Origin of the sequence: Arthrobacter sp. LjRoot78 (assembly GCF_964254335.1) — a bacterium.
GTDB lineage: Bacteria > Actinomycetota > Actinomycetes > Actinomycetales > Micrococcaceae > Arthrobacter.
In genome coordinates this window covers 846770-872558 of record NZ_CAXUTG020000001.1, presented here as the reverse complement: position 1 = coordinate 872558, position 25789 = coordinate 846770, and the positions used below count along the sequence as shown (strand labels likewise).

Below are 25789 nucleotides of genomic sequence, written 5' to 3'. Positions count from 1 at the left end.
AGTGGGTGCGGGCCGGGGTCGTGAATGGGGATAATCCGTTCGGCGCCGGTCGGCCACTGAGCGCTATTGGGGGGATGAGTGGTGGCGGGCCGTTGGGGACCGCCCCCACTCAGCCTGTTTAACGGCTGGATGGCAGCGGGCCAGTGCCCTGGCGGGCTCGTGACTTAACGGGCTCGTGACTTAGCGGGCAAAACGCAGGGTGACCAGCTGGAACGGCCGCAGCGCCAGCTTTGCGGAGTCCCTGCCCGCGGCAACGCCCGGGTCCTTAACCGGACGCTCCAGCAGATCCACTGCCTGCACTTCCCTCGTCTCAAAGTTGGCTGTCACCAACCCCTCGGACCGCTCGCCCAGCGACTCATAAAGACGCACAATGACGTCGCCGGACCCGTCCTCCGCCAGCTTCACCGCCTCCACTACGATTCCCTGGTTGAACACCGTAAACAGCGGGCTGACGGCATTGGCGCCCCTCATGATGCGAGGGGTGAGGTTGGTCCGGTAGCCCTCTTCCACGGCGTCGGCGATGGCCGCCCCGGGCCTGATGGTCACCAGGAGCTCGTGCCGCCCGCGGTCGGCGCCGGGGTCCGGATACTTGGGTGCGCGCAGCAGGGAGGTGCGAACGGTCGTGGTGGTGCCGCCGTCGTCCCTTACGCTGCGGGTTACGTCGTGCCCGTAACTGGAGGCGTTGGAGACTGCTACGCCGTAGCCCGGCTCGGCCACGTGGATCCAGCGGTGCGCGCAGATTTCGAACTTGGCCGCTTCCCAGGACGTGTTGGTGTGGGTTGCCCGGAAGACATGCCCGAACTGCGTCTCCGACGCTGATCGGTCCGCGCGGACGTCCAAGGGGAAGCCGATCTTGAGCAGCTTTTCGCGTTCCTGCCAGTCAACGGAGGTCAGGATGCCCAGTGAGCCGGAACCGGCCTCCAGCGAAATCCGCTGGGTGATCGCCGACGATCCGGCCAGCCGTTCCACGACCACGACGGCGTCCCAGCCGCCCCGCTCCAGCGTCACCGAACGCGCTTCGGTCAGTGAGGTGACGTTGCGGCGGTAGAACTCGTCAATGTCCCATGCGTCCCATTCGTTGGGTGTGTCGCGGTGGAGTTCCAGGTGGTTCCCGAACTGGCCGGGGGCAATCGCTTCGCGGCCGCTGGCGTGGTCGATCAACGACGTTAGGAGTCCGTTGGAGTCCAGTACGGCCCGGATCACGCCGTTATCCAGGATGTATCCCCCGCCGGATTCGGTGACCGTCACCGGGTGGTCACTGCGGACCGGCTCGGCAGCAGCCAGCGCAGGCACGCCGCTGCGTTCGTGCGGGGCGGCGTTAAGCAGGAACTCGCGGCTGCCCTCGCCGAGCACGGCACGGGCCGCGCCGGCAATGATGGAGTCCAGGGCACTCGAGATGGCCTCGTAGTTCCGCTCCGCGTCCTGGTGGACCCAAGCAATCGAACTGCCCGGCAGGATGTCGTGGAACTGTTGCAGCAGGACCAGCCGCCAAAGGCGCTTCAGCTCCGCCGCCGGGTAGGTGAAGCTGCCGGCAGTGCGGACGGACGCCGTGGCGCACCATAGTTCGGCCTCCCGGAGCAGGTGCTCGCTTCGCCGGTTGCCCCGTTTCGTCTTGGCCTGGCTGGTATATGTTCCGCGGTGCAACTCCAGGTACATCTCCCCCACCCACACGGGCAGGGACGAATATTCGGCCTGCGCCTGGCTGAAGAAGTTCGCGGCGGTTCCGATCCGCACTTTCGGGGACCCTTCGAGGTCGGCCGTGCGGTGGGCCGCGGCGATCATCTCCCGGGTGGGGCCTCCGCCGCCGTCGCCATAGCCGAACGGAACCAGGGAAACAGTGCCGCGGCCGTGGTCCCGGTAGTTCCGTTCCGCATGCGCCAGCTCCCGCCCGCTCAGCTCGGAGTTGTAGGTGTCCACCGGCGGGAAGTGTGTGAACAGCCGCGTGCCGTCGATGCCTTCCCAGTTGAACGTGTGGTGCGGCATCCTGTTGACCTGGTTCCAGGAGATCTTCTGGGTCAGGAACCACTTGCTGCCGGCGGCCTTGACGATCTGCGGCAGCGCGGCGGAGTAGCCGAAGGAATCAGGCAGCCAGGCTTCCCGGCACTCCACCCCAAACTCATCCAGGAAAAACTGCTTGCCTTCGATGAACTGCCGGGCCATGGCCTCTCCGCCGGGCATGTTCGTGTCCGATTCCACCCACATGCCGCCGACCGGAACGAATTGGCCGGCTTTGACCTTTTCGCGGATGCGGCCGAACAGCTCCGGGTAGAACTCCTTCATCCAGGCGAGCTGCTGCGCGGACGAACAGGAGAACACGAAGTCAGGAGACTCGTCCATCAGTGCCACGACGTTGGAAAAAGTGCGTGCACATTTGCGGATGGTTTCACGGACGGGCCACAGCCAGGCCGAGTCTATGTGCGCATGGCCCGTGGCCACCAGCTGATGGGCCGAGGCGTACGCCGGGCGCGAGAGCACCTCAGCCAAGGCAGCACGGCCCGCTGACGCTGTGCCGCTGACATCGTCCGGGTCCATGATGTTCAGCATCCGCTCAAGGGCACGCAGGATCTCGTGGCGGCGCGGCAGTTCCATCGGCAGCTCGTGCATGAGCCCGCTGAGCGTCCAGACATCCTGCTGGAGTTCCCAGACGGTCTGGTTGAGTTCGGCGATGGCGATGGTGCCCAGCCGGTACTTGGGTTCGCTTCCCGCTGTTTCCTTGTCGCCGTAGGGCATCGCTGCGAACGTCCATCCCTGCGCGACGTCGGGGTTGGCGGCTGCTTCCACGTAGAAGTCCACTGCCATCCCGCTTCCGAGGAGCTTCAGGGGGATGTACTGGTTCCGCGGCGAGATGGCCTTGATGATGGTGCCGTCCGGCCGCCACGCAATTCCCTCGCACTGGAATCCCGGCAGTTCGCGGGTGAAGCCGAGGTCCACCACGATCTCCACCGCGGTATCCGGAGCAGTACCCCAGGAATCGGGCACTTCGCCCTGCAGCCTCAGCCACTTCGTGCTCCAGGGCCTCCCCCAGGCAGTTCCGTGTTCCAACGGGGCGAAGTCGTGGCGGAGGGCTTCCATGACGGAAACAGGCTCGTCCGGAACGTCCCAGCCGGTCAGGCTCAGCGGGACGCTGCGGGTGTACACGGCGGGGTCCACCCGTTCACGCATGAAGCGGTCAAGACGGACTTCCGTGATGCGGCGGTCGTCGTGCAATGTGGTCCTCTTTATACCTGTGGTCTGGAAGCTGACGGCTGGTTCGCGGTATTCGCCTTGGCGTTGGCTTCAGCTTATGCGCAAGCCCTTGAACACTGCCGAAGGAGCGGATCGGCGCGTCCAATCGATGGATAAAATCTACTGTGCCGGGCCCGATAAGCCAAGCATTTTGCCTTATCCGGGGATGGGAGCGGGTGCCTTGATCCGGTGTTGCCCGGCGTAAACGTTGAGCGTGGCGCCCCTGCTGAAGCCAGCCAGCGTCATGCCGCTGGCGTGAGCAAGTTCAACGGCGAGGCTGGACGGCGCGCTGACGGCAGCAAGCACCGGAATCCCCGCGAGCGCCGCCTTCTGAACCAGTTCGAAGGAGGCTCGGCCGGACACCTGCAGGACTGTGCCCGCCAGCGGCAGCAGCCGTTCGCGCAGCGCCCAGCCCACCACCTTGTCCACGGCGTTGTGGCGTCCCACATCCTCGCGCAGGCACAGCAGCTCAGTGCCGCCGTCGTCAGTGATCCGGAAGAGGCCGGCCGCATGGACCCCTCCGGTGGCGTCGAAAACGGCCTGCGCCTTACGAAGCTCGTCCGGGAGCCCGGCCAGCGTCTCGACCGGGACGGTCAGCGGATCCCCGGCAGGGCTGAAATGCGAGGACTTGCGGACGGCGTCGATGGAATCGGTGCCGCAGATGCCGCATGAACTGGAAGTGAAGATATTGCGGCCCCTCTCAGGCAGGACGACGTCCGGCCGCAGCTGCGCTTCCACAACATTGAAGGTCTGAACGCCGTCCTCGTCCTCACCCGCGCAAAACCGCAGCGAGATGAGTTGATCGGGGTCCCAGATGATGCCCTCGGACACCAGGAACCCCGCCACGAGGTCAAAATCGTCCCCTGGCGTCCGCATGGTGACGGTAAACGGGAGGGATCCCAGCCGTACTTCCAGTGGTTCCTCCACGGCCAGTACGTCTTCCCGGTGCCGCACAGGATATGCGAGGGACTGCGGCGAACCGTCCAGGACGAACTTGTGAATTTTGCGGCGTTGCGTCATGCGGGCCACGATGAGCTCCTCTTTAGTGCGTGATATGACCATCATTGCAAGCCCGGACGGCCTTCACCAGCCGGGACCGTTTTAGCCGAGCAAAGCACTCCAGTCCACCGGACCGTCTGATGCGGCGGGCTTTCGCTGGGTCTTGCGGGGAGCAGCCTTGGCCTTCGCTGCGGCCGGCTCCGCCGCGTGGATCGGGGCACCCCACGGCAAGGCGAAGGCGGGCACGGGCTCCCCCAGCTGGATACCGTGCGGCGGCACGACCAGGACGCCGTCGGCTGCCGCAAGGCCGCGCATCATCCCGGATCCCGCGTGCTGGGCGGGTGATGCCATGCCGTAGAGGAGCCTGAAAGGCATCAGCCGGGTCCTTCCCGGTTCAGCGTCGATCATCGTCCCGCAGGGAACCTCGCTGACCGGTGGCAGCGGCCCGTGGCCCAGCGCGGCCAGCAGCGGAGCCCCCACTGTGCAGAGCGCCATCATCGCGGCAAGGGGATTGCCGGGCAGTCCTAGGATGAAGCGGCCGTCCGGCAGTTCGGCGAGGACGGCCGGGTGCCCCGGCCGCATGGCGATGCCGTCGATCAACAGGCGGCCGCCGAGTTCCGCGACTGCACGGCGGAGGTGGTCTGTTCCGGACCGGCCGGTGCCGCCGGTGGTGATGACGACGTCGGCAGGCGCCTCCTCCGCGGCGTCGTCTTCCAGGGCGGTGAGCCATTCGTCGTAGCCGTCGCCGATCTTGTCCTGCCCGCCGCTGATGCCGCCCAGCATCTCGACGACGGCGCCAAGCTGCGGCCCGAAAGTGTCGCGTACCTTACCCGGTGCCGGAAGGCCTGAGGTGACCACCTCGGAGCCCGTGAGCAGAATTCTTACCACAGGTTTTCCCTGCACGTGGAGGGAGTCGTGGCCGGCAAGCGCCGCGAGGGCCAGATGGGCCGGATTGAGTAAAGTTCCGTTTGCGATGAGGATGTCTCCGGCTGCTGCTTCCTCGCCGGCTTTCCGGATGTGCTGGCCGTTCCTCGGTTCACCGGGCCGTGCCGCGCCGCCAAGGACCAGCACGGGGAGCCCCTCCTCATCAGTTGACATGGTGCCGCTTTCGCTGCGGAGCACAGCCTTGGCGCCAGGGGGAATCAGGCCGCCGGTGACGATGGGACTGGCTTGGTGGGGTGCCAGCCGGTGGCCGGGCTCTGCCAGGATCCACGGCCCGCTTCCGTTGACCGCCCAGCCGTCCATGGCGGATGAAGCGTAGTGCGGCATGTCCTGGAGCGCGGTGACGTCAGCCGCAAGCGTCCGGCCGAGCGCAGTCCTGAGCGGCACCGGCCCCGGCGGGATGGGTGTTGCGCAGTCGAATGACGCCTGCCGGGCTTCCTGCCAGGTGTGCGCCAAATGGGTGTGGCCGGCTTCGGCAGTACCCGTCTCGGCAGCGCCCGTCTCGGCAGCGCCGGTCTCGGCGGCAGCCGTTTCGGGAGTGCTCACATCAGCGGAACCGGCATCGTCAGTGCCTGCGGCATCGGCAGCGCCGGGACCATCGGAGGGTTCCCCGCGTTCAGGCACGTCGCTGGCGGCGTCACCGCCGCCCGGCGGCGCAGCCGTCATGCGCCGGGGTTCCCGCTGCTGACGGCCGGTCCGGAATCCGGCTGCGGCGCGGCCTCGGCGGAATCCGCTGCTGCATAGTCCATTGCCAGCGCCCGCGCCACGCCCATGGCAGCCTGCATGGAAACCGAGTCCGGAGCCTGCCCCGAACCCGACGCCATACCCGCTGCGAAGCCGGCGATGAACGTGGTCAGCGGCGCCGCCGGCCGCACCACAGAGTGGGCCGCGACCCCGGCCAGAGCCAATACTTCATCGACGTCCACCTCGACGTCCTCCAGCTCGAAGGCTTGCAGCAACGCCCGGCACCAGTCCTCCAGCGTTTCGTCCTGGCTTTTCACCGTTGCCTCCAAACTCAAATTCAGTTGCGGTGCCAACGCCCGGTCCCACCCACGGTGGCTTATGACCCCTGGCGGGACACCCCTAGCGCGGTGGCATCGTCCCAGGTATCCACGTCATCGGTGGCACCGGAGGGGACGGTAACTGTCCGCACGTCAAGCCTAGCAAGGAGGGCGAAGACTGATGCCCCCGTGAGGCCTCCGCTCTCCCCCAGTTCGCTCACGGCGCGTTGTAGCGCAGCTGTGCCATAAAAGCCCGCAAGCGGCTGTTTGCGGCCATCAGGCGAGGCGGACATGACTCCGTCGTAGCCGGCCGCGCCGCTACCGGCCTCGGCCATGGTGAGCTGAAGCGCGGCAACGGCCTGGTCGGCTTTGGGCATGTCGCAAGCCAGGACCAGGGTCATCGCTGCGCGCAACGGACCGCGTGCGCGCTCCAAGGCGGCCAGGCCAGCGCCTATGGCTGCCGCCGGGCCGGCAAACGCTGGCTCCTCCCGGCACGACAGGACACCGGCGGGCAGTCCGCCGGGATCAGGTCCCACCACCACCACCGCTCCCGCCCCCGTGGCTGCCGTTAGCGACCGCGAAAGGAGGGTGGCGCCGTCGAACACCAACTGGGACTTGGGCACGCCGCCCAAGCGGGATGACCGCCCGCCGGCCAGGATTAAGGCATCAAACTCCACAGTGCCAGCCTAGCGATGCGGGCTGGGACCATGGAACCGTGAAGCCTTAGAAACCGTGGAGCCTTAGGCGGCTGATTCGGGCAGGAGGAAAGGGTCCCACGCGGGCGTGGGCTTTTCCAGTTCCTTGATCTGCCAGATCGTGCCGTGCGGAGGCGCGGGCACGAACCTGAGTTTCCAGCCCATCTCGGCAGGCGTGTGGTCGCCCTTCACGTTGTTGCATCGAAGGCAGGCGGCCACCAGGTTCTCCCAGGAATCGGCACCGCCCCTCGATTTCGGGTGGACGTGGTCAATGGTGTGTGCTGCCTTACCGCAATAGGCGCAGCGGTGGCCGTCACGGCGCAGCACGCCCCGGCGGCTCACAGCCGTGATGGTGTTGTACCGGGGCCGGATGTAGCGGTTTAGGAGTATCACGGACGGACGGCCCAGGATCTCCTGCGGCCCGACGACAGGATCGTCGCCTTCGGCCACCACGCTAGCTTTTCCGGTCAGCACAAGAACCAGCGCCCGGCGGAAGGTCACAACCGCCAGCGGTTCATATCCAGCATTAAGAACGAGTGTGCGCATGCACATACCTCTTCACGGCCGCACCCGTCAGGGGCTCGAGGGCCGGCTGCCCTCTGCTTGTCCGGGCTATGGATCGACAACACAAGAGTAAACACTCAAGTGCCCTATCGCCGAATCGGCTCTTTACCATAGACTCCGTGTCGGCAAAAATTCACCTGCCGGAAACGCAGAAGGACCCCTGCCCGAGGGCAGGGGTCCTTCTGTTACGCGTGAACCGGGGTATTAGCCGCCGACGCGGATGAAGACCGGACCGGAACCAACGTTGACGCTGAACAGCGAGGTGGTTCCGCCGTTCCAGCCGCCGTGAACGGCCTGGCCGTTGCCGACGTAGACAGCGATGTGGGCCATGCCCATGCCGCCGTTCTCGTAGTACGCGAGGTCGCCCGGCTGTGCCTCGGCGGCGCTCACGGTGCGGCCCAGGGACAGGTAACCTGCCGGCCAGCCGTGGTAGTTGACGCCGACTGCTGCAAGCGCGTTGGTGGCGAGGGCGGTGCAGTCCTGCGCGACACCCAGCTGGGCGTAGGCGGCGGCAGCAATCGCTGCGCCGTTTCCGCTGGCGGCGGCGGGTGCTGCAGCTGCAGGGACGGCCGGGGCCGACACGGTCGCGGCAGCGGCAACCGGAGCAGCCTCGGGAGCAGCTTCCTGGACCTCGACGACAGGCTTGGGAGCCTCGACGACCGGAGCCGGGGAGGTGGAGACCGCCGGCTTCTCGAAGGAGATGGCGATGCTGGAAGCGGCCGAGATGTTGGCCGGAGCAGAGGACTGCACTTCCAGGGTGGAAGCAGAGGTTGCTTCGCGCTGAACGTTGGTGTCGGCAGCGTTGGCTGCGATACCGCTGGTCAGGACCAGGCCGGAAGCTGCAGCGATAACCGCAGCCTGACGGCCCATGCCGCCGGCGTTGTCGCCGACAGCCTTGGCAATGACAGCAAGCGAGTTGGTTTTGGTAACCTCGGCGCGGTGCCGTGCGATCGCACGAGTAGTCATTATTTCTCTCTTTCGTTTTCCTCAGACTGCGTGGCAGGCCGCGGTTTTTGGACGCTCCGGCATCTTGGGGGTACGCCGGAACGGCCCGAACAGGTTTATTTAGCGAAGAACGCGCGCTTCAGCGACGGGAAACCCGGGATGTAGCGAAGCGCCGCGTGTTCTAGCGAAGCGTGTAGAACGCAGAAGTGCCCGTGGCGGACACAGCGTGCAGGATCGTGCCCTGCGACGGGTTCAGCGCGCTGATCATCATGCCGTTGCCGACGTAGATGCCAACGTGCGCACCGCCGTTTTGCATGACCAGGTCGCCCGGCGCCGGGGTGGCGGTGGGTGTCATGGCGGTCCATGCATTGGTGCGGGGGATGCTGATGCCAGCCTGGGCGTAGACCCACTGGGTGAAGCCTGAGCAGTCCCAGCCGCTGGGAGTGGTGCCGCCCCAGACGTAGGCGCTGCCAATACCGGTGTACGCGATGGCGGCGAGGCCCGATGCTGCTGCAGAGGAGGCGGCGTCGGCAAGCTTGCCGGCCTTGGCTTCCCCGTCAGCACCAGTGGAGGTCTCGCTGGCGTCGGTACCGGTGGACTGTGCCCGGACGGTTTCAATCTTGGGCGCTGCCGTCGTGGTGACTGACGGACGCTCGAAGGAAACAGTCGCTGTCGGTTCAGCGGTTACGGCCAGCTGGGCTGACTGAGAGTCGGACTCCGTCGAAGCGGAAACACCCAGGTTGGTATCGGCGGCATTTGCCGGCATTCCAACGCTGAGGATCAGTCCGGACGCAGCTGCGATCACAGCCGCCTGGCGACCTACGGTCCCGGCGTTGGCAGTAACAGCCCTGGACACGGAGTTCAACGGGTTCGTACGAACCGTTTGCGCACGGTGGCGCGCAGAAGTGTTGCGTGTAGACACGAAGGTAGCCTCTCCCAATGCCTACGAGGTGAGCTGTCGGATTCGGATGGGAGTCACCCGGCCGCTCGGCTTCCTGGGAAGCTTTTGCGACTTAACCCCAAGGTCTTCTTGCGAAGACCAAAATTGGTTCCCCCGCCTCTGCCAGACGATGTCATGCGAACGGACCTTGAGCGGTGGCAGAGTTAGGCAATCCACTCAAGAGCGCCAACTTCGGAAAAGTTGGCGTGCTCTAAACGGTACAGGAATTCCGAACGAATGTCACATTCAGGTCACGGCATGTCACAGGAATGCGAGAGTGACCCATCGCTTGGGTCAGAGCCAGCCGGTGGGGTCAACGACTTCGCCGTTGACCATCACTTCGAAATGGAGGTGGCAGCCGGTGGAAGCGCCGGTGGTCCCGCTCAGGGCCACAACGTCGCCGCGGCTGACCTTCTGGCCGACCTGGACGCTTGAAGACGAAAGGTGGTTATACGTGGTTTCGAGGCCGTTGCCGTGGTCAATCACCACCCGGTTTCCGCCGCCGTAGGGGTGCCAGCCGGAGAACGTGACCGTTCCGCTGGCGGCAGCCAGGACGCTGGTGCCGCACTGTGCCGCGTAGTCCTGGCCCCGGTGGAACTCACCGGCTCCGCCGGTTATCGGGCTGACCCGGAAACCGAAGGGCGAAGCGGAAACCAAGTGTTCGAGCGGCGCCCCGAGGCTCCCGGCGGAAGCAGCGCGGGTGATGGTGCCCGCGGACTGCGCGCTCAGGAGCTGCTTGAGCTTGCCGTCGGGATCGCCCTTGGTGGCGACATAAGTGCGGTTGAAGTCAATTTTGGCGCCGGCAGCAGCGGAAACCTCCGGCTGCGCGGCAACTGAGGCGGCGACACCGGCATTCCCGGTGTCCGCAGTGGACATCATGGGACCGGTCGACGGGACGGTCACGGTGAGGACAAGTCCGGTGGCGGCAAGGGCAATGCCGGCCTTCTGACCCACGCCGCTCGCCGAAGCGAAGTCCGTTACCTGGCTGAACAGGCTGCGGCGCCGGCGTGCATCACGGTGTGCATCGCGCGGCCTGACCGTCATTACGGCTTCGGCCACAGGGTACTCCGAAGCGGGACCGGTCGCCCTGCGGCGGCCCCTGACGGTCTGCGTGGTCAAGAAATATCCTCTCTGGAGAGCCTGCGAAGTTAGCTGTCGGATTCGGGTCAGAGAGTGCAAAGACCCGGTCCGCCAATGCAAGGCGTCCGACACAGGTCTCCCTAGGGAATCCTTCGTCGGAAGTGGCTTGCTGCTGACGGACTTCACCCCAAGGCCGTATTTCAACGGCCGGTTGTGGTTCCTCCGCCTCTGCCAGGAGGTGGTTCGCACACTGATCCGCTGGCAGAGCTCGGCTTCGGATCAGGTAACGCTTTTGTATCGGCGCTAGTGCTCAACTATAGGCGATTAATCAGCGCGGTAATAATTCCGTTATCTGGGTCTCAGTACGTTGTAGGTGGTCCTACAAGGGCGCAGTTAGCTGACCGTAACAAACACGTGGGCCGCAACCTCGGGCGGCAACTCCAGGGCGCCTTCGATCTCGGGCACACGCACGGAGATGTACTCCCCCACGCGCTCCAGTGCGAGGGACGCCCCCGGCCGGATTCCGCCTTCATCCAGCTGCACCAGCAACTCCGGCTCAACCTGGATGGGCTCGGCCAGCCTGCTCACCGTGATGCGCGAGTCGGCTCCGTACCCGGTCATGGCCTCAAGGAGGTTCACCACACCGTCGGTGAACGCGGGAGTTGGCTGACCACCGAGCGCCGCCAGGCCTGGAATGGGATTGCCATAGGGGGATACCGTGGGGTGGTTCAGGAGTTCGAAGATGCGACGCTCCACCCGCTCGCTCATGACGTGTTCCCAGCGGCACGCTTCGTCGTGGACGTACGCCCAGTCGAGTCCGATGACATCGGCTAGCAGCCGTTCCGCGAGGCGGTGTTTGCGCATGACTTCGGTGGCGCGTTTCCGGCCGGTTTCGGTGAGCTCAAGGTGCCGGTCCCCCGAAACAACCACCAGTCCGTCACGCTCCATGCGCCCGATGGTCTGCGAAACGGTGGGCCCGGAGTGGCGCAGCCGTTCGGCAATCCGGGCGCGGAGAGCCACGATGTTCTCTTCCTCAAGCTCCAAGATTGTCCGAAGATACATCTCCGTGGTGTCGATCAGATCGGTCATCCAGCTCAGCTCCTCGAGCACAGTCCTTGCGTCAGTCCCACCGTACCGCGCAAAAGCCTCCACGTTGGCCTCGGCGGGGTGGACCTGCATCCACCGACCAGCCGCTGGGAAAAGCCCCGCGGGATCAGCCAGACCGGCTACGCGGCCCGCTGTACGACAGCAACCAGTTTAGCCTATTTTGAATTACTCCGGATAATCTTCCGCGCACTGCGCTGACCTGCGGCCGGGATGTCTCAGTGACTGGACTATGACGGATGCCGTTCCCTCCCCTGCAGGCACGTCAGGCAGAATATAGGGGATTCCCCTGTACTGCCGGGCCCCCGTCCACACCGGAAACACGTCCACGCCGATAAATTGGAGCCATTGTGAGCGACACCAGCATCACTATCCCCGCCAACCTCCTGCCCAAGGACGGACGGTTCGGCGCCGGGCCATCAAAGGTCCGCCCCGAGCAGATCGAGGCGCTGTCCGCCGCTTCTGCCACGCTTTTGGGCACGTCGCACCGCCAGACCCCGGTGAAGAACCTGGTCGGGTCTGTCCGCAGCGGCCTCAGCGAATTTTTCCGCGCCCCCGAAGGATACGAAGTCATCCTCGGCGTGGGCGGCTCAACGGCGTTCTGGGACATCGCGGCGTTCGGACTTGTGGACAGCAAGGCCCAGCACCTCTCATTCGGAGAATTCGGCTCCAAATTCGCCTCCGCCACCAACAAGGCTCCGTTCCTGGACGCCTCCTCCATCATCAAAGCCGAGCCCGGCACACGGCCGGAAGCCACCGCGGAAGCGGGCGTGGACGTCTACGCCTGGCCGCAGAACGAAACGTCCACGGGCGTGGCAGCTCCGGTCAAGCGGGTTGCCGGCGCGGATGAAGGCTCGCTTGTCCTGGTGGACGCCACCTCGGCTGCCGGCGGCCTGGACGTCGACGTCTCGGAAGCCGACGTCTACTACTTCGCCCCGCAGAAGAACTTCGCGTCCGACGGCGGCCTGTGGCTGGGGCTCTTCTCTCCGGCGGCGCTGGAGCGCGCTGCCCGGATCAAGGCGAGCGGCCGGTGGATCCCCGATTTCCTTGACCTGCAGACCGCCATCGACAACTCACGGCTCAACCAGACGTACAACACCCCTGCGCTGGCCACACTGGTAACCCTGGACGCGCAGGTGCAGTGGCTGAACGCCAGCGGCGGCCTTGATTTTGCCGCTGCACGCACCGCCGATTCGGCCGGGCGCATCTATGACTGGGCAGAGGCCTCCGAGTACGCCACGCCGTTCGTTGCCAGGGCCGAAGACCGTTCCAACGTGATCGCCACCATCGACTTCGACGACTCGATTGATGCGGCCGCAATCGCCAAGGTCCTTCGCGCCAACGGCATTGTGGACACCGAACCGTACCGCAAGCTGGGCCGCAACCAGCTGCGCATCGCCACGTTCGTGGCGATCGACCCGGACGACGTCTCGGCTCTCCTGTCCAGCATCGACTACGTCGTGGGAGAACTGCGGGAGTAGGGAATCAGCGGCTGCTGACGCTTTAGCGTCCGACGGCGTCGTCCGGGGTTTTGGTCCCGGACGGCGCCTTCTTCGTTAAGTGCTCCGCTGTCAGCCCTGCTGGAGCAGCGTCTGCCCAGCTGGAGCGGCTGGCTCTCCCGCAACACCACCCGGAAGTAGCGCAGCCCCTCACGGAGCCTCACCTTGCCGGGGGCAGCGCGGGGGAATAACAGGCTAGTCGACCTCGCGGGCGGAGCCGGATGGTTCCTCCGGTGCGTCACTGTCGTCGTCGGAGTCTTCATCGTCGTCGGAAGCGTCGCCGTCGTCCGAAACGGCGGCGCCGTCGTCGGAACCGGCCAGGACAGTGCCCTGGGCGTCGGCGTCCACAACGGGCGCCTCCGCGTCCTGTTCATTTTCCTGGGCGTCCTCGGGGCGCACCCGTTCAGCCCAGGGCACCCACTCCGGTGCGAGGATGGAATCCTCCGAAGGCAGCAGGCCAAGTTCGTTCACCGTGATGACCTTGGAACGGGAATTGCGGGTGAGCACCGCGTACCACTGCCATCCCTGGTACCCGGCCAGCCGGGACTCGAAGAGATGCGTGACAACGCGGTCCCCTTCGCTCTTGGCACCGAGGTGCTGTCCGATCTGCTCGGCCGGGGCGATGCCCTCCACTGCAGCCCGGGCAAAGTCCACGGCTGCAGCAAGCACCGCGTCCGGTTTGCCGACGCGCCACACGGGGACGCCGGCGCGGGGCTTTGACGCCGGTTTGGGGGTGCCCTGGTCAGGTTGGGAAGTCATGCGGATGCCTAGGCGTCCAGCTCGTCGGCGACCTTACGGAGGGCAGCTGCAATCGCCTTGGCCTTGTTGCCTTCCGGGTACTTTCCGGCGGACAGCGTTCCGGACAGGTTGTCCAGCACGCTTACCAGGTCCTGGACGAGGGGTGCCAGGTCCTTGGCGCTGGGACGCTTAGCCTTCGCGATGGACGGGGTCTTGTCCAGCACGCGCAGCCCGAGGGCCTGGGCTCCCTTGCGGCCGTCAGCCACACCGAACTCAACGCGCGTGCCGGCCTTGAGGTCCGTTACGCCCTCGGGCAGGGCGGATTTGGGCAGGAATACTTCCTGGCCGTCCTCACCTGCGAGGAATCCGAAGCCTTTTTCCTTGTCATACCACTTGACCTTGCCGGTAGGCACGTAATCAACCTTCTTCGTTCTGGACTTCCTGTGACACGGCCGGCGGCCACCGCATCCGCATTGATATGCGGGTTCAGGGTATGGCTGCCCGGACCATGTTGGTCTGTATCTTCAAGGTTATCCTGCCGAGACCCGGATTCCCGCTTTGCGGCACGGGCACAGCCGGGCTGTTAGCGTTACTTCCATGACACCCTCCCGCTACCGGCGGCCTCTGATGATAGTTGCGGCGGTTATTGCTGTCCTCTCGCTGGCTGCCGTGGGCGCGGTCATGGCCATCGCCTTTGGCGGCAGTGCCGCTCCGGTGTGGGTAACATCCCTGGCCCTGTACGGCCTGCCGCTGGCGTTCCTCCTGATGATATTCCTGGTGATCGACGGCGTCGCCGCCCGCCGCCGGGCAGGAAAGTCCGGCGGGCGGTAACGTTGGACTGATGTCCTTTATTCGCGCGCTCAGCAAGGAACTGGAGGCCCGCAGCGACGACTCGTTGCGGGCCCTGTTCTCCGCGCGGCCGGACCTGGTCTCACCCAACGTTCCGGACTTTGCGGCCCTCGCGGCGCGGGCCAGTGCCAGGGTCAGCGTGCAGCGGGCACTGGAGCGGCTGAACCGGCCGCAGATGCAGGTTCTGGAGACCCTCCACCTCTGCACCAACACGGACACCGCCCACAGCGCCTCGGCCGCGGGACTCAAGAAACTCATCCGCGGCGCCTCGCTGTCCGCCATCGAACGGATCCTGCACTCCCTTGAAGAACTGGCCCTCGTGCACCGCGCCGAGCCCCCGCACGGTGCTGCGCTGCCGGCAGGTGCCCGCCAGCGCTTCTACCTTCCGGTCGGAAGCCTCCGCGACGTCGTAGGGATATATCCGGCAGGACTGGGCAGGAGCTACACGGAACTTGTCCGGCTGCAGCCGGCCTTCGCCCAGCGCGTGGTGCAACTGGTGGGCGAACTACACCACAGCGGCGCTTCCATCCATCCGGCCACAACGCCCATGGAAGCCGCCCTGTCACTGCAGCATTGGACAGCCACGCCCGATGCCCTGGAACGACTCCTCGCCACGGCCCCGGACCGCACTACGGCGCTCCTGGCCCGTTTCGGGAACTGGGCCATGGGCGCGGTGCCCCAGGCCCAGCGGCGGGCCTCCGTCGTTAACGAAGGCCCCGACGTCGGGCCGGTTGACTGGCTCCTGGCGAGGGGCCTGCTGGTACCGCTGGACGCCGCCCACGTGGAGCTGCCGCACAGCGTCGGGATCGCCCTCCGCGGCGGGGCCGTGATCGAGGACTTCACGCTGACTCCCCCGGTACCCAGGCTAGGACAGACCACGGCGGCGCTCCGGCGAAATGCCGCTTTGGGCGCCATTGCCGAAACCCTCCGTCTGACAGGAGAGCTCCTGTACAACGTGCGCGAGCAGCCCCTCGTCACGTTGCGGAGCGGGGGCGTCGGCGTACGCGAGATGAAGCGCCTGGCGGACGCACTCCGGATCGACCTCCACCCCGCCGGCCTGCTGGTTGAGCATTGTGCTCTGGCCGGACTTCTCCGGCTGGACGTTGACAGCTCCGCCTGGGTCCAGCCGGAACAGCTTGAGTGGCTTACGCTGCCGCGCCAGGAACAGTGGCTCTGGCTCGTGAATGCCTGGCTGGCCAGCGAACGCGCCCCGTCGCTAGTGGGCCAGCCAGTCACCGGTCCGGGCGCTGGCTCTGCCCCGCACCGTGCGGCGGCCGGCACCACCATCAACGCACTGTCGGCTGAGGCCCAGCGGCCGGACGCGCCTGTCATCCGGAAGAGGATCCTGGAGATCCTCAACGAACTTACGGACGAGGCCGCCGAGGCCGACGGCAAGGCGCCGGTGCTGGACGCGGCCGCGGTGCTGCAACGGGCAGAATGGACCCAGCCCCGGATGGCCCGGCGCTTTAGTTCGCTGATCCGCGGCGTCCTGGCGGAAGCGGAGATGCTCGGCCTCATCGGTTCGGGCGCGCTTAGCCAGTTGGGCTCCGCGATCGCCGCGGAACGTCCTGATGAAGCGCTGGATATCCTGGGAGAGCATCTGCCGGCCGCCCTCAACCACGTTTTGCTGCAGGCTGACCTCACTGCCGTGGCGCCTGGGTACCTGGCGCCCGAGTTGAGCGAAAAGCTCCAGGTGATGGCCGACGCCGAAGGCCAGGGTCCCGCTACGATCTACCGGTTCTCCGTGGCGTCCGTCCGCCGCGCCCTCGATGCCGGCCACGACGCCGGCAGCCTGTTGCGTTTCCTGCGCGAGCACTCGGCCACCGCGGTACCGCAGCCACTCGAATACCTCGTGGAGGACACCGCGGCCAGGCACGGCAGGCTGCGCGTGGGCGTGGCGTCCAGCTTCATCCAAAGCGACGACGAAGACGCCCTGCTCGAACTCGTCAAGGAATCCAGCGCGGCAGGGCTGGGGCTGGTCCGCATTGCGCCCACAGTCCTGATCTCCCGCGCGGGCCCGAAGGAAACCGCCCAGGTACTGCGTGCGCTGGGTTTGTCACCGGCCGTGGAGGAGGCTGAGTCGGCGCTGATCCGGCTGCGCCGGACCACTGCCGTGCCGGGCAGCGGGCGTCCCGTGTACAGTGCGCCGCGGACGGCACCGGCGGAGGCCGACGTCGACGCCCAGTTGGCGATTCTCCGCAGCCACGGAGCCGCTCATGGACCGAACGGCAACGGAAGCCACCGCACGGCGCCAGGGGCAACGGGCGAGGAAGCAACGCAGCTCGGGCTCGAAACCCTGCAGAAGGCCATCCGGCTCCGGCAGGCAGTGGTGATGAACGTGGTGGACAGCCAAGGGAATTCCAGCAGGGAAACGGTTGTTCCGGTGTCTGTAAACGGCGGACGGGTGAGGGTCTTCGACCCCGCACGCGAAACCGAACGCGTGCTCTCGATCCACCGGATCATCGACATTGAGGCGGAAGAGGGATCCCAGCAGTGACCAGCACCCCACGAACCAGCGGCATCAGGGCTTGGGCACCGTGAACGACGGGCCCCTGATCGTCCAGAGCGACAAAACCATCCTGCTCGAAGTGGACCATGAGCAGGCCACGGAAGCCAGGCACGCCATCGCCGCCTTCGCCGAGCTGGAGCGCGCACCGGAACACGTGCACAGCTACCGCCTGACTCCGTTAGGGCTGTGGAACGCCCGCGCTGCCGGGCTGGACGCCGAACGCGTCCTGGACACCTTGTTGAAGTACTCGCGCTTCCCGGTGCCGCATTCCCTGCTGATCGATATCGAAGAAACGATGTCCCGCTATGGCCGGCTGCGGCTGGAAAAAGACCCGCAGCACGGGCTGGTGATGCGGACCAGCGATTACCCCGTGCTCGAGGAAGTCTGCCGTGCCAAGAAGATCCAGCCCCTGCTGGGCCCGCGCATCGACGGCGAGACCGTGGTGGTCCATTCCTCGCAGCGCGGGCAGCTGAAGCAGCTGCTCCTCAAGATCGGCTGGCCCGCCGAAGACCTGGCCGGCTACGTGGACGGTACGCCGCACCCCATTATGCTCAACGAGTCCGGCTGGAAGCTCCGGCCCTACCAGAAACTGGCCACGGAGAACTTCTGGGCCGGCGGCAGCGGCGTCGTCGTGCTCCCCTGCGGCGCCGGCAAAACGCTTGTGGGTGCGGCGGCCATGTCCACAAGCTCCACCACAACGCTGATCCTGGTGACCAACACCGTGTCCGCCCGGCAGTGGAAGGACGAGCTCGTCAAGCGGACCTCGCTGACGGCGGACGAGATCGGTGAGTACTCCGGCTCGGTCAAGGAAGTCCGCCCGGTCACCATAGCGACCTACCAGGTCCTGACCACGAAACGCGGCGGGCTCTACCCCCACCTGGAACTGGTGGACGGCCACGACTGGGGCCTGATCATCTACGACGAGGTCCACCTGTTGCCGGCACCCATCTTCCGGATGACGGCGGACCTGCAGGCCCGGCGCAGGCTCGGATTGACCGCAACCCTGGTACGCGAGGACGGCCGCGAAGGCGAAGTCTTCAGCCTGATCGGCCCGAAACGCTACGACGCGCCGTGGAAGGACATCGAGGCCCAGGGCTACATCGCTCCGGCGGACTGCGTGGAAGTCAGGGTGGATCTTCCCCATGACGAACGTGTTGCGTACGCCATGGCCGAGGACGCCGACAAGTACCGGCTTTGTGCCACGTCCGAAACGAAGACCATGGTGGTGGAGCAACTGGTGGAACAGCACCGGGGTGAGCAACTCCTGGTCATCGGCCAGTACATCGACCAGCTGGACGATCTGGGTGAACGGCTCCAGGCCCCCGTGATCAAGGGCGACACGTCCGTAAAGGAGCGCCAGAAGCTGTTCGAAGCCTTCCGGGCGGGCGAAGTGCAGACCTTGGTGGTTTCCAAGGTTGCGAACTTCTCCATTGACCTTCCGGAAGCTTCGGTAGCCATCCAGGTGTCCGGCTCGTTCGGTTCCCGGCAGGAGGAAGCCCAGCGACTGGGCCGGCTGCTGCGCCCCAAGCAGGACGGCCGCGCAGCGCGGTTCTACTCACTGGTGGCGCGGGACACGCTCGACCAGGACTTCGCGGCGAAGCGCCAGCGGTTCCTGGCCGAGCAGGGCTATGCCTACCGGATCATGGACGCCAAGGACGTGGGACGGAATCCTTCGGCCACCTGATTCGGCGGCCGCCGGCTCCCCGCAGGATCCCGTTCCCGCTGAATCCCAGGCCAAACGTCCGCCCGCCGCCGGTAGTCAGCTGATCCCCCACGATCCGTCCCGTTCCGTGGTTCCTGTCCGCGGGTCAAGCTGCGGTGCCTGATAGGCGAGTTCGCCGCCGCTGCGGCCGCCGAACGGACGTCCGTGGTCCGCGAACTCCTCCCGGAAATAGGCCAGGCACCACTGACCCATCTGGATCCGGGCGCCCGTTCGAAGCACGGACTCACCCGTGGATGCGACACTTCCCGTCACCTTCCCGTGCGGCACGAGTACGTACTCGTCGTCCGCGTTGTGGACTATTTCCGCATGGAGGCCGTCCAGTCCGTCCAGCTGGACGTCCGAGGACCCGTCACTGCCGATCCTGACTATTTCCCTGCTCAGGGTGTATTCGCGCGGCACCTGTCCGTTCCATGTGGCCGAGTCCTGGACGAAGATCAGCCTGGGCCGGCCGCTCCCCCGGCTGTGGTGGGTGGTGGTGGCACGGCGGACGATGCTCCGCCTGACTGTCGGCATCAGCGGCAGCGGAGTCTGCGGGGGCAGCAGCGAGAATCTCGGCGGGCGCCGCCCGCGTTTCATGAGTGGCGCCAGCGCGCCGAGCTTCCCCAACTTGATGTGGGGTGAGCGCGTAATGAGCCGCTGCGATGCCGGGCTTGCGACGGCGCCGAGGCTCACGATGTGACCGTCCGGGCCGTCAATCACCACTGAAAGCCCCCGGTCCGCGAGGGTCTTGGCCAGTGGCCGGATGTCATCCAGCGACGGCATGCCGCCGGAACTGAACGACTCAAGGCTGTCCACGGCAATTCGCACTTGGCTGCCGCCGGCCTCTGCTGTTCCCCGCGTTACAGTTCCGGACTCATCGGTATAGGAGAAGTCCAGATCCATGTCGAGGCGGAATCCGTTCACGTCCGGATCAGCTCCGGTTCTCGTCTGACCCCGAGGCGTCGTTGTCGCTGGTGGTCACCCGGAGGCTGCCGTTGAGCTTCCAGGTGGCACGCGGGGCGTCCGGGCCGATGTCGCGCGGAACCTCGACCGTCATGTCGATGAAGTTGTAGTTGATCGCGGCGCCCTTGCCGGTCAAGTAGGACCACATTTCCTCAGCCAGGTCAGCCCAGTCGCGGATACTGCGGTCAGCCGTACGGGTACTCTCGGGCGCATGTATTTCCGTCATGGTGGTAGTTCCCCTTCATTGGGTGCCGCATGAACGATTGGTCCCGAATCCTCATGGACTCAGTGGGCCCACTCTAGTACTGGCCGGTAGCAGGGGAAACCCTCCGCCGCCCGAACGAATTACCCGCAAAAAGGGTTCCCCGTAGTCCGCGGCCGCCAGGGGCAGCCTAGTGCCGGGTTCCACACATGGGACACTCAACATTCATTCAGAAAACTCCCAGATTCTGGGAGCATCATGGGAGGTATGAAAAAGAACGGTCCCGAAGCCAAGTTGCTCGTCGTCGATGATGAACCAAACATCCGCGAGCTGCTCTCCACGTCCTTGAGGTTCGCAGGCTTCGAGGTCGTCTCGGCCGGCAACGGACGCGACGCCCTCGCCGCCGCCGAGCTCCACGCCCCCGACCTCGCGGTGCTCGACGTCATGCTCCCGGACATGGACGGCTTCACAGTGACCCGCAGGCTGCGCGCCTCAGGCAAGCACTTCCCCGTCCTGTTCCTCACGGCCAAGGACGACACCGAGGACAAGGTCACCGGGCTCACCGTCGGCGGCGACGACTACGTCACCAAGCCCTTTAGCCTGGACGAGGTAGTGGCCCGGATCCGCGCCGTGCTCCGGCGCACCCAGCCGCTGCTTGACGACGACGCCGTCATCCGGGTGGACGACCTCGAGCTCGACGACGACGCCCACGAGGTGCGCCGCGGCGGCACGGTCATTGAGCTCTCCCCCACGGAGTTCAAGCTTTTGCGCTACCTGATGCTGAATCCTAACCGGGTCCTGTCCAAGTCCCAGATCCTGGACCACGTCTGGGAATACGACTTCAACGGAGACGCGTCCATCGTGGAGTCCTATATCTCCTACCTGCGGCGCAAAGTGGATATCGACCCCGACGCCCCGGCGCTCATCCAGACCAAGCGCGGAGTGGGCTACGTACTTCGGACAGCCGAAAAGCGCTGACCTTGCTGCACCGTTGGAAGTCGGCTTCGCTGCGTTCCCAGCTGGTGGCCATCATGATGGCGCTCATGCTGGTGGCACTCGCCGTGACCGGTTCCGGAACACTGACACTCCTGCACAGCTACCTGCAGGGCCAGGTGGACGACAAGCTCAAAGTCGCCGTCAATTCGGTAAAGCAGCAGCAGTCCTTCAACCAGCTGCTGCAACAGAACCCGAACATCCCCACCGACTACTCCCTCATGCTCCTGCGGCAGGACCAGGAACCGTTCCCGTTCGGCGGCAACAAAGACTCGCACCCGGACATCGAAAGCCTCTCCCCGGCCGAAGCCAACAGGCTCGACCTCGCCCCGTTCCAAGTGCGCGGCACTGACGGGCGGAACTGGCGCGTCGTGGCACTGCCTGTAGTTGACGGCAACCAGCGCAACGCCGTCGTCATCATCGGCCTGCCGCTGGCCCCGGTGGACTCGGTCGTGGAACACGCGTCACTGGTGGTCATCGGAGTAGGCTTCCTGACCCTGGTATTGGCCTTCTTCATTGCCACCTGGACCGTGTCCAGGTCCTTCCGTCCCCTGGCCCGTGTGGAAAGGACCGCGGCGGCCATCGCGGCCGGTGATCTTTCCCGCCGCGTCGATGTGGAGAACCCGGCCACGGAAGTGGGCCGGCTGGGCGGCTCCCTGAACGCGATGCTCAGCCATATTGAATCCGCCTTCGCGGCCAGGCTGGCTTCGGAAGAGCGGATGCGCCGCTTTGCCGCTGACGCTTCCCACGAACTCCGCACCCCGCTGGTGACGATCCGGGGGTTCTCCGAGCTCTACCGCCAGGGCGCCCTCACCAAGGAGGAGGACGTGGCCACGGCCATGGGTCGGATAGAGAGCGAGGCCAAGCGGATGGGCTCCATGGTGGAGGACCTTCTGCTGCTCGCCCGGCTGGACGAGCAGCGCCCCCTGCAGCAGAAGCCTGTGGATCTGCTGCTTCTCGCCAACGACGCCGTCGTGGACACCCAGGCCAGCGACCGGGACCGGTCGATTTCACTGACAGGCCTCGACGGCGGACCGCCGTCCCCCGCGCCGATGCTGGGTGACGAGGCAAAGCTGCGCCAGGTGGTGGGCAACCTGATGGGAAACGCCTTGCGCTACACCCCGCCCGGGACGCCCATCGAGCTCGCCGTAGGAGTACGCACCGGCGAGGCGGGCCAACGGTTTTCCGTCATCGAGGTGCGCGACCACGGCGCCGGGATCCCGGAGGACGAGGCGTCGCGGATTTTTGAGCGCTTCTACCGGGCGGACACCTCGCGGACCCGGGAAACGGGCGGCAGCGGTCTCGGCCTGGCCATCGTTGCTGCCATCGTGGGCTCGCACTCGGGGTCTGTCCGCATGATCCCCACAGACGGCGGGGGCGCCACCATGGTGGTCAGTCTTCCGTTCCGGGACGAGGCCGCAGACTATCCAGGCATTAAGAACGACGGCGGCGAAGCCGGCGAAGTTGTCCACATATAGGCTGCGGATGTGGCGCGGCTTTCCGCCCGCTTCCTAGGCTCGGCGTAGCGGTCCTAACACCCAGGGCCGTCCGCAAGCTTGACCAAGCTTGCGAACAGCGTCGAAGGGCAATGACCATGAGCATCATTTCTGTAGATACCGAGCTGCTCCAGCTCAAATCAGCCAACGTGAAGGCCACGGTTGACCGCATCAGCGCGGACGTCCAGGCCATGAAGCGGGGGCTGGATGAGCTGCAGGGCACGTGGCGCGGATCGGCGGCCTCCAACTTCCAGGCGCTGATCACCGAGTGGACCATCACGCAGGGCAAGGTGGAGGCCTCGCTCGCCTCGATCAACATGGCCCTGACTTCAGCGGCCGCCACGTACGCCCAGGCGGAGCAGGGCAATACGCAACGCTTCAGCTGAAGCAGCCGTTCAGCTGATCCGGGTTAGGCCTCCGGGGTTCCCTGGTGGAAGCGCAGGCGCCACTGGGTGCCGTCCAGGACCCAGAGCGAACTGCGGAGCGACGATCCCGCCCGGTCCTTGCTTCGGTAGGTCAGAAGGACCGCTTGGGGTCCTACCCGGTCAGCGCCGATGATCTCCAGTTCAGCAGCAGCGCCAGGGCTCTCCTCGAGAGCCATCATCATGGCATCCCGTGTCCAGAACCGGCCTGAGCTGCCGATTTCCGTAAAGTCCGGATGCAGCAGCACCCCGGTCCGCCCGATGTCGGCACGCGTGTCGGGGCTGAGCAGTTCCCGCTCCAGTGCCTCGACGACGGCTTCGGGAGCTGCTTCCGGCCCGGGCTGCGCGAACGGATCCGTCTCCAGCTCACTGAATAGGTCAGGTTCGGTGAAAAGGTCCGGCTGATTGCGGCTTCCGGCCAGGGTGAGGGACTCCTGGCGCTGCGGCACCCTGGGCGCGGCCTGCGTGGAGGCGCCTCCTTCGCGGACAAGCCCGGCGCGGACAAACCCCGGCCCCGACCGCACTGCGATGCCCTGCTGATAGGAGGTTGCCGCAGCCCGCGCGCGGTCGTCGGCGGCCTCGTTGAGATCGTGCCCGGCGTGGCCGCGGACCCATTCAAAGCGGTACTTGCGTCCGTTCAGTGCCTGGTCGATTTCCCGCAGGATCTCCACGTTCAGGACCGGCTTGCCGTCAGCCTTCCGCCAGCCCTTGCGCTTCCAGCCGGGCATCCACTTGGTGACCGAGTTGATGACGTACTGGCTGTCGCAAAGAATATGCAGCTCCTCCTCGGGGAGGTGCGCGGTGCAACGGAAAAGATCCAGCACGGCCATCAGCTCGCCCTGGTTATTCGTGCCGTGCGGCCAGCCGCCGGCCCGCCAGCAGTCATCGTTCACGTACCAGGCCCATCCGGCCGGACCGGGGTTTCCTAAAGCCGAACCGTCGGCTGCTGCAGTAATCGTCACCGCACTATCCTGCCAGACCCGCCCGACATTGTGGTTTCCGGCGATTCACGGCCGCGGCGGGCGGGGCCTTCGCCAATGTTCCTCCGAACGCAAAAGTGCGGCCCCCTCGACATGAGGGGGCCGCACTCAGGTGCGCTAGGCGCGGTTGGGCAGGTTAGAAACCGCCCATGCCGCCCATCTCGTCGCCGCCACCCATGGCCGGAGCGTTCTTCTCCGGCTTGTCGGCCACAACGGCCTCGGTGGTGAGGAAGAGGCCCGCGATGGAAGCAGCGTTCTGCAGGGCAGAGCGCGTTACCTTGACGGGGTCGTTGATCCCGGCAGCCAGCAGGTCAACGTACTGTCCGGTTGCGGCGTTCAGACCGTGACCGGCGGGCAGGCCGCGGACCTTGTCGACAACAACGCCCGGCTCCAGGCCGGCGTTGAAGGCGATCTGCTTCAACGGTGCGTCGATGGCAACGCGGACGATGTTGGCGCCCGTTGCTTCGTCGCCTTCGAGCTGCAGGTTGGCGAATGCCTTGGCGCCGGCCTGGATGAGGGCAACGCCACCACCGGCAACGATGCCTTCTTCAACGGCAGCCTTCGCGTTGCGGACAGCGTCCTCAATGCGGTGCTTGCGTTCCTTGAGCTCAACTTCGGTAGCGGCACCGGCCTTGATGACTGCAACGCCGCCGGCCAGCTTGGCCAGGCGTTCCTGCAGCTTCTCGCGGTCGTAGTCCGAATCGGAGTTCTCGATCTCGGCGCGGATCTGGGAAACGCGGCCGGCGATCTGGTCGGCGTCGCCGGCACCTTCGACGATGGTGGTCTCGTCCTTGGTGACAACAACCTTGCGTGCCTTGCCCAGGAGTTCGAGGCCGGCGGTCTCAAGCTTGAGGCCGACTTCCTCGGAGATGACCTGGCCACCGGTGAGGATGGCGATGTCCGCGAGCTGCGCCTTGCGGCGGTCGCCGAAGCCCGGAGCCTTGACGGCAACGGACTTGAAGGTGCCACGGATCTTGTTGACGATCAGGGTGGCCAGGGCCTCGCCCTCGATGTCTTCGGCAATGATCAGCAGCGGCTTGGAAGACTGCATGACCTTTTCGAGGACAGCAACCAGTTCCTTGACGTTGGAGATCTTGGAGTTGACGATCAGGATGTACGGATCCTCGAGGACCGTTTCCTGGCGCTCAGCGTCGGTGACGAAGTAAGCGGAGATGTAGCCCTTGTCGAAGCGCATGCCTTCGGTGAGCTCAAGCTCGAGGCCGAAGGTGTTGGACTCCTCGACGGTGATAACACCTTCCTTGCCGACCTTGTCCAGTGCTTCAGCGATCAGCGCGCCGATTTCGTCGTCACCTGCAGAGATGGAAGCCGTGGCGGCGATCTCTTCCTTGGTTTCGATTTCCTTGGCGGAAGCGAGCAGCTCGGTGGTGACGGCTTCAACAGCCTTCTCGATGCCGCGCTTCAGGGACAGCGGGTCAGCGCCGGCCGCGACGTTGCGCAGGCCTTCCTTGACCAGGGCCTGTGCGAGCACGGTGGCCGTGGTGGTGCCGTCGCCAGCGACGTCATCCGTCTTCTTGGCAACTTCCTTGACCAGCTCGGCGCCGATTTTTTCGTAAGGATCGTCCAGCTCGATCTCCTTGGCGATGGAAACACCATCGTTGGTGATCGTGGGGGCGCCCCACTTCTTTTCGAGGACGACGTTGCGTCCACGCGGGCCGAGGGTGACCTTGACGGCGTCGGCGAGGATATTCAGGCCCCGCTCAAGACCGCGGCGTGCCTCTTCATCAAATGCAATGATCTTGGCCATAACGGCAGTAGTCCTTTCGGGACAGTCGTTAAGAATGAACCTTCACTGCGGTGCCCGCGACGGACGACCCTTCACCGGCGGCCTCTGTATGCCGCGCGGATGGGATCTCACCCCAGCAAGGTATTTCTTTCGCTCCTTGTCCTTCCCGCTGTCCGCGGCCGGCCGGAACCGGGCGT

General features: G+C 65.8%; 23 protein-coding genes and 2 riboswitches. Of the genes, 7 read left to right on the top strand and 16 right to left on the bottom strand.

Annotated elements, in window-relative coordinates:
• Positions 1–180: 180 nt before the first annotated feature.
• The 10 genes from ACSQ1X_RS04145 to ACSQ1X_RS04100 all read right to left on the bottom strand — a co-directional run bounded on the left by ACSQ1X_RS04145 (position 181) and on the right by ACSQ1X_RS04100 (position 11480).
• The gene (locus ACSQ1X_RS04145; RefSeq protein WP_436056744.1) at positions 181–3207 is read right to left on the bottom strand and encodes an alpha-mannosidase; all 3027 of its coding nucleotides are present in this window, start codon (positions 3205–3207) and stop codon (positions 181–183) included.
• A 174-nt stretch (positions 3208–3381) separates the two neighbouring features.
• Entirely contained in the window at positions 3382–4254 is an 873-nt protein-coding gene (gene fdhD / locus ACSQ1X_RS04140; RefSeq protein WP_436056743.1) for a formate dehydrogenase accessory sulfurtransferase FdhD, read from the bottom strand.
• A 72-nt stretch (positions 4255–4326) separates the two neighbouring features.
• Positions 4327–5832 (bottom strand): molybdopterin molybdotransferase MoeA, encoded by a 1506-nt coding sequence (locus ACSQ1X_RS04135; RefSeq protein WP_436056742.1) that lies wholly within the window; start codon positions 5830–5832, stop codon positions 4327–4329.
• Positions 5829–6167: a DUF6457 domain-containing protein gene (locus tag ACSQ1X_RS04130; RefSeq protein WP_436056741.1), complete on the bottom strand. Its 339-nt coding sequence runs from the start codon at positions 6165–6167 to the stop codon at positions 5829–5831. The genes ACSQ1X_RS04135 and ACSQ1X_RS04130 overlap by 4 nt, the downstream gene beginning before the upstream one ends.
• Positions 6168–6226: 59 nt before the next feature.
• A complete protein-coding gene (mobA, locus tag ACSQ1X_RS04125) occupies positions 6227–6844 on the bottom strand; it encodes a molybdenum cofactor guanylyltransferase (protein WP_436056740.1) in 618 nt (205 codons plus the stop codon).
• 63 nt (positions 6845–6907) lie between these two features.
• Complete coding sequence (locus ACSQ1X_RS04120; protein WP_028271305.1) at positions 6908–7408, bottom strand: HNH endonuclease; 501 nt, start codon at positions 7406–7408, stop codon at positions 6908–6910.
• Positions 7409–7630: 222 nt separating this feature from the next.
• Positions 7631–8392 carry an NlpC/P60 family protein gene (locus tag ACSQ1X_RS04115; protein WP_055797615.1) on the bottom strand — a complete coding sequence of 254 codons (762 nt, stop codon included), beginning with the start codon at positions 8390–8392 and terminating at the stop codon, positions 7631–7633.
• Positions 8393–8552: 160 nt separating this feature from the next.
• A complete protein-coding gene (locus ACSQ1X_RS04110; protein WP_436059254.1) occupies positions 8553–9227 on the bottom strand; it encodes a C40 family peptidase in 675 nt (224 codons plus the stop codon).
• A gap of 70 nt (positions 9228–9297) precedes the next feature.
• Positions 9298–9457: riboswitch (cyclic di-AMP (ydaO/yuaA leader) on the bottom strand.
• Positions 9458–9605: 148 nt separating this feature from the next.
• A complete protein-coding gene (locus ACSQ1X_RS04105) occupies positions 9606–10430 on the bottom strand; it encodes a M23 family metallopeptidase (RefSeq protein ID WP_436056739.1) in 825 nt (274 codons plus the stop codon).
• Positions 10431–10433: 3 nt separating this feature from the next.
• Positions 10434–10645, bottom strand: a riboswitch (cyclic di-AMP (ydaO/yuaA leader).
• A 139-nt stretch (positions 10646–10784) separates the two neighbouring features.
• Positions 10785–11480: a metal-dependent transcriptional regulator gene (locus ACSQ1X_RS04100; protein WP_055797870.1), complete on the bottom strand. Its 696-nt coding sequence runs from the start codon at positions 11478–11480 to the stop codon at positions 10785–10787.
• 365 nt (positions 11481–11845) lie between these two features.
• On the opposite strand from ACSQ1X_RS04100, the gene serC reads away from it, so the two are divergent.
• A complete protein-coding gene (serC, locus tag ACSQ1X_RS04095) occupies positions 11846–12976 on the top strand; it encodes a phosphoserine transaminase (protein ID WP_436056738.1) in 1131 nt (376 codons plus the stop codon).
• Between the two features lie 213 nt (positions 12977–13189).
• Here the strand turns inward: serC and ACSQ1X_RS04090 are convergent, their stop codons facing one another.
• Both ACSQ1X_RS04090 and ACSQ1X_RS04085 read right to left on the bottom strand, forming a co-directional pair.
• Positions 13190–13753, bottom strand: coding sequence for a DUF3027 domain-containing protein (locus ACSQ1X_RS04090; RefSeq protein WP_436056737.1), 564 nt, complete (start codon positions 13751–13753; stop codon positions 13190–13192).
• A gap of 8 nt (positions 13754–13761) precedes the next feature.
• Entirely contained in the window at positions 13762–14145 is a 384-nt protein-coding gene (locus ACSQ1X_RS04085) for a cold-shock protein (protein ID WP_055797603.1), read from the bottom strand.
• 184 nt (positions 14146–14329) lie between these two features.
• Here ACSQ1X_RS04085 and ACSQ1X_RS04080 point away from each other — a divergent pair, with 184 nt between their 5' ends.
• From ACSQ1X_RS04080 to ACSQ1X_RS04070, 3 genes are read left to right on the top strand one after another with little or no spacing between them, the layout of a single operon-like run.
• Complete coding sequence (locus ACSQ1X_RS04080; protein ID WP_055797600.1) at positions 14330–14563, top strand: hypothetical protein; 234 nt, start codon at positions 14330–14332, stop codon at positions 14561–14563.
• Positions 14564–14573: 10 nt separating this feature from the next.
• Entirely contained in the window at positions 14574–17078 is a 2505-nt protein-coding gene (locus ACSQ1X_RS04075) for a helicase-associated domain-containing protein (RefSeq protein WP_436056736.1), read from the top strand.
• A gap of 40 nt (positions 17079–17118) precedes the next feature.
• Positions 17119–18774 (top strand): DNA repair helicase XPB, encoded by a 1656-nt coding sequence (locus ACSQ1X_RS04070; protein ID WP_436059253.1) that lies wholly within the window; start codon positions 17119–17121, stop codon positions 18772–18774.
• A gap of 75 nt (positions 18775–18849) precedes the next feature.
• On the opposite strand, the gene ACSQ1X_RS04065 is transcribed toward ACSQ1X_RS04070, so the two are convergent.
• Both ACSQ1X_RS04065 and ACSQ1X_RS04060 read right to left on the bottom strand, forming a co-directional pair.
• A complete protein-coding gene (locus ACSQ1X_RS04065; RefSeq protein ID WP_436056735.1) occupies positions 18850–19716 on the bottom strand; it encodes an FHA domain-containing protein in 867 nt (288 codons plus the stop codon).
• Between the two features lie 7 nt (positions 19717–19723).
• Complete coding sequence (locus tag ACSQ1X_RS04060; RefSeq protein WP_055797594.1) at positions 19724–19981, bottom strand: hypothetical protein; 258 nt, start codon at positions 19979–19981, stop codon at positions 19724–19726.
• Between the two features lie 243 nt (positions 19982–20224).
• Here ACSQ1X_RS04060 and ACSQ1X_RS04055 point away from each other — a divergent pair, with 243 nt between their 5' ends.
• The 3 genes from ACSQ1X_RS04055 to ACSQ1X_RS04045 all read left to right on the top strand — a co-directional run bounded on the left by ACSQ1X_RS04055 (position 20225) and on the right by ACSQ1X_RS04045 (position 22832).
• Complete coding sequence (locus ACSQ1X_RS04055; protein WP_028271318.1) at positions 20225–20935, top strand: response regulator transcription factor; 711 nt, start codon at positions 20225–20227, stop codon at positions 20933–20935.
• Positions 20936–20937: 2 nt separating this feature from the next.
• Positions 20938–22428: a sensor histidine kinase gene (locus ACSQ1X_RS04050; RefSeq protein ID WP_436056734.1), complete on the top strand. Its 1491-nt coding sequence runs from the start codon at positions 20938–20940 to the stop codon at positions 22426–22428.
• Positions 22429–22544: 116 nt separating this feature from the next.
• Complete coding sequence (locus tag ACSQ1X_RS04045; protein WP_436056733.1) at positions 22545–22832, top strand: WXG100 family type VII secretion target; 288 nt, start codon at positions 22545–22547, stop codon at positions 22830–22832.
• A gap of 23 nt (positions 22833–22855) precedes the next feature.
• Here the strand turns inward: ACSQ1X_RS04045 and ACSQ1X_RS04040 are convergent, their stop codons facing one another.
• Both ACSQ1X_RS04040 and groL read right to left on the bottom strand, forming a co-directional pair.
• Positions 22856–23830, bottom strand: coding sequence for an RNase H family protein (locus tag ACSQ1X_RS04040; RefSeq protein WP_436056732.1), 975 nt, complete (start codon positions 23828–23830; stop codon positions 22856–22858).
• 154 nt (positions 23831–23984) lie between these two features.
• A complete protein-coding gene (gene groL / locus ACSQ1X_RS04035; protein ID WP_028271321.1) occupies positions 23985–25613 on the bottom strand; it encodes a chaperonin GroEL in 1629 nt (542 codons plus the stop codon).
• Positions 25614–25789 lie beyond the last annotated feature (176 nt).

Bases quoted from the DNA above. Each gene is read 5' to 3' on its own strand.
- ACSQ1X_RS04115 (WP_055797615.1), bottom strand. From the start codon at position 8,392: ATGACTACTCGTGCGATCGCACGGCACCGCGCCGAGGTTACCAAAACC.
- ACSQ1X_RS04075 (WP_436056736.1), top strand. From the start codon at position 14,574: ATGTCCTTTATTCGCGCGCTCAGCAAGGAACTGGAGGCCCGCAGCGAC.
- ACSQ1X_RS04045 (WP_436056733.1), top strand. From the start codon at position 22,545: ATGAGCATCATTTCTGTAGATACCGAGCTGCTCCAGCTCAAATCAGCC.
- ACSQ1X_RS04055 (WP_028271318.1), top strand. From the start codon at position 20,225: ATGAAAAAGAACGGTCCCGAAGCCAAGTTGCTCGTCGTCGATGATGAA.
- ACSQ1X_RS04090 (WP_436056737.1), bottom strand. From the start codon at position 13,753: ATGACTTCCCAACCTGACCAGGGCACCCCCAAACCGGCGTCAAAGCCC.
- ACSQ1X_RS04120 (WP_028271305.1), bottom strand. From the start codon at position 7,408: ATGCGCACACTCGTTCTTAATGCTGGATATGAACCGCTGGCGGTTGTG.
- ACSQ1X_RS04135 (WP_436056742.1), bottom strand. From the start codon at position 5,832: ATGACGGCTGCGCCGCCGGGCGGCGGTGACGCCGCCAGCGACGTGCCT.
- ACSQ1X_RS04100 (WP_055797870.1), bottom strand. From the start codon at position 11,480: ATGACCGATCTGATCGACACCACGGAGATGTATCTTCGGACAATCTTG.
- groL (WP_028271321.1), bottom strand. From the start codon at position 25,613: ATGGCCAAGATCATTGCATTTGATGAAGAGGCACGCCGCGGTCTTGAG.
- ACSQ1X_RS04060 (WP_055797594.1), bottom strand. From the start codon at position 19,981: ATGACGGAAATACATGCGCCCGAGAGTACCCGTACGGCTGACCGCAGT.
- ACSQ1X_RS04080 (WP_055797600.1), top strand. From the start codon at position 14,330: ATGACACCCTCCCGCTACCGGCGGCCTCTGATGATAGTTGCGGCGGTT.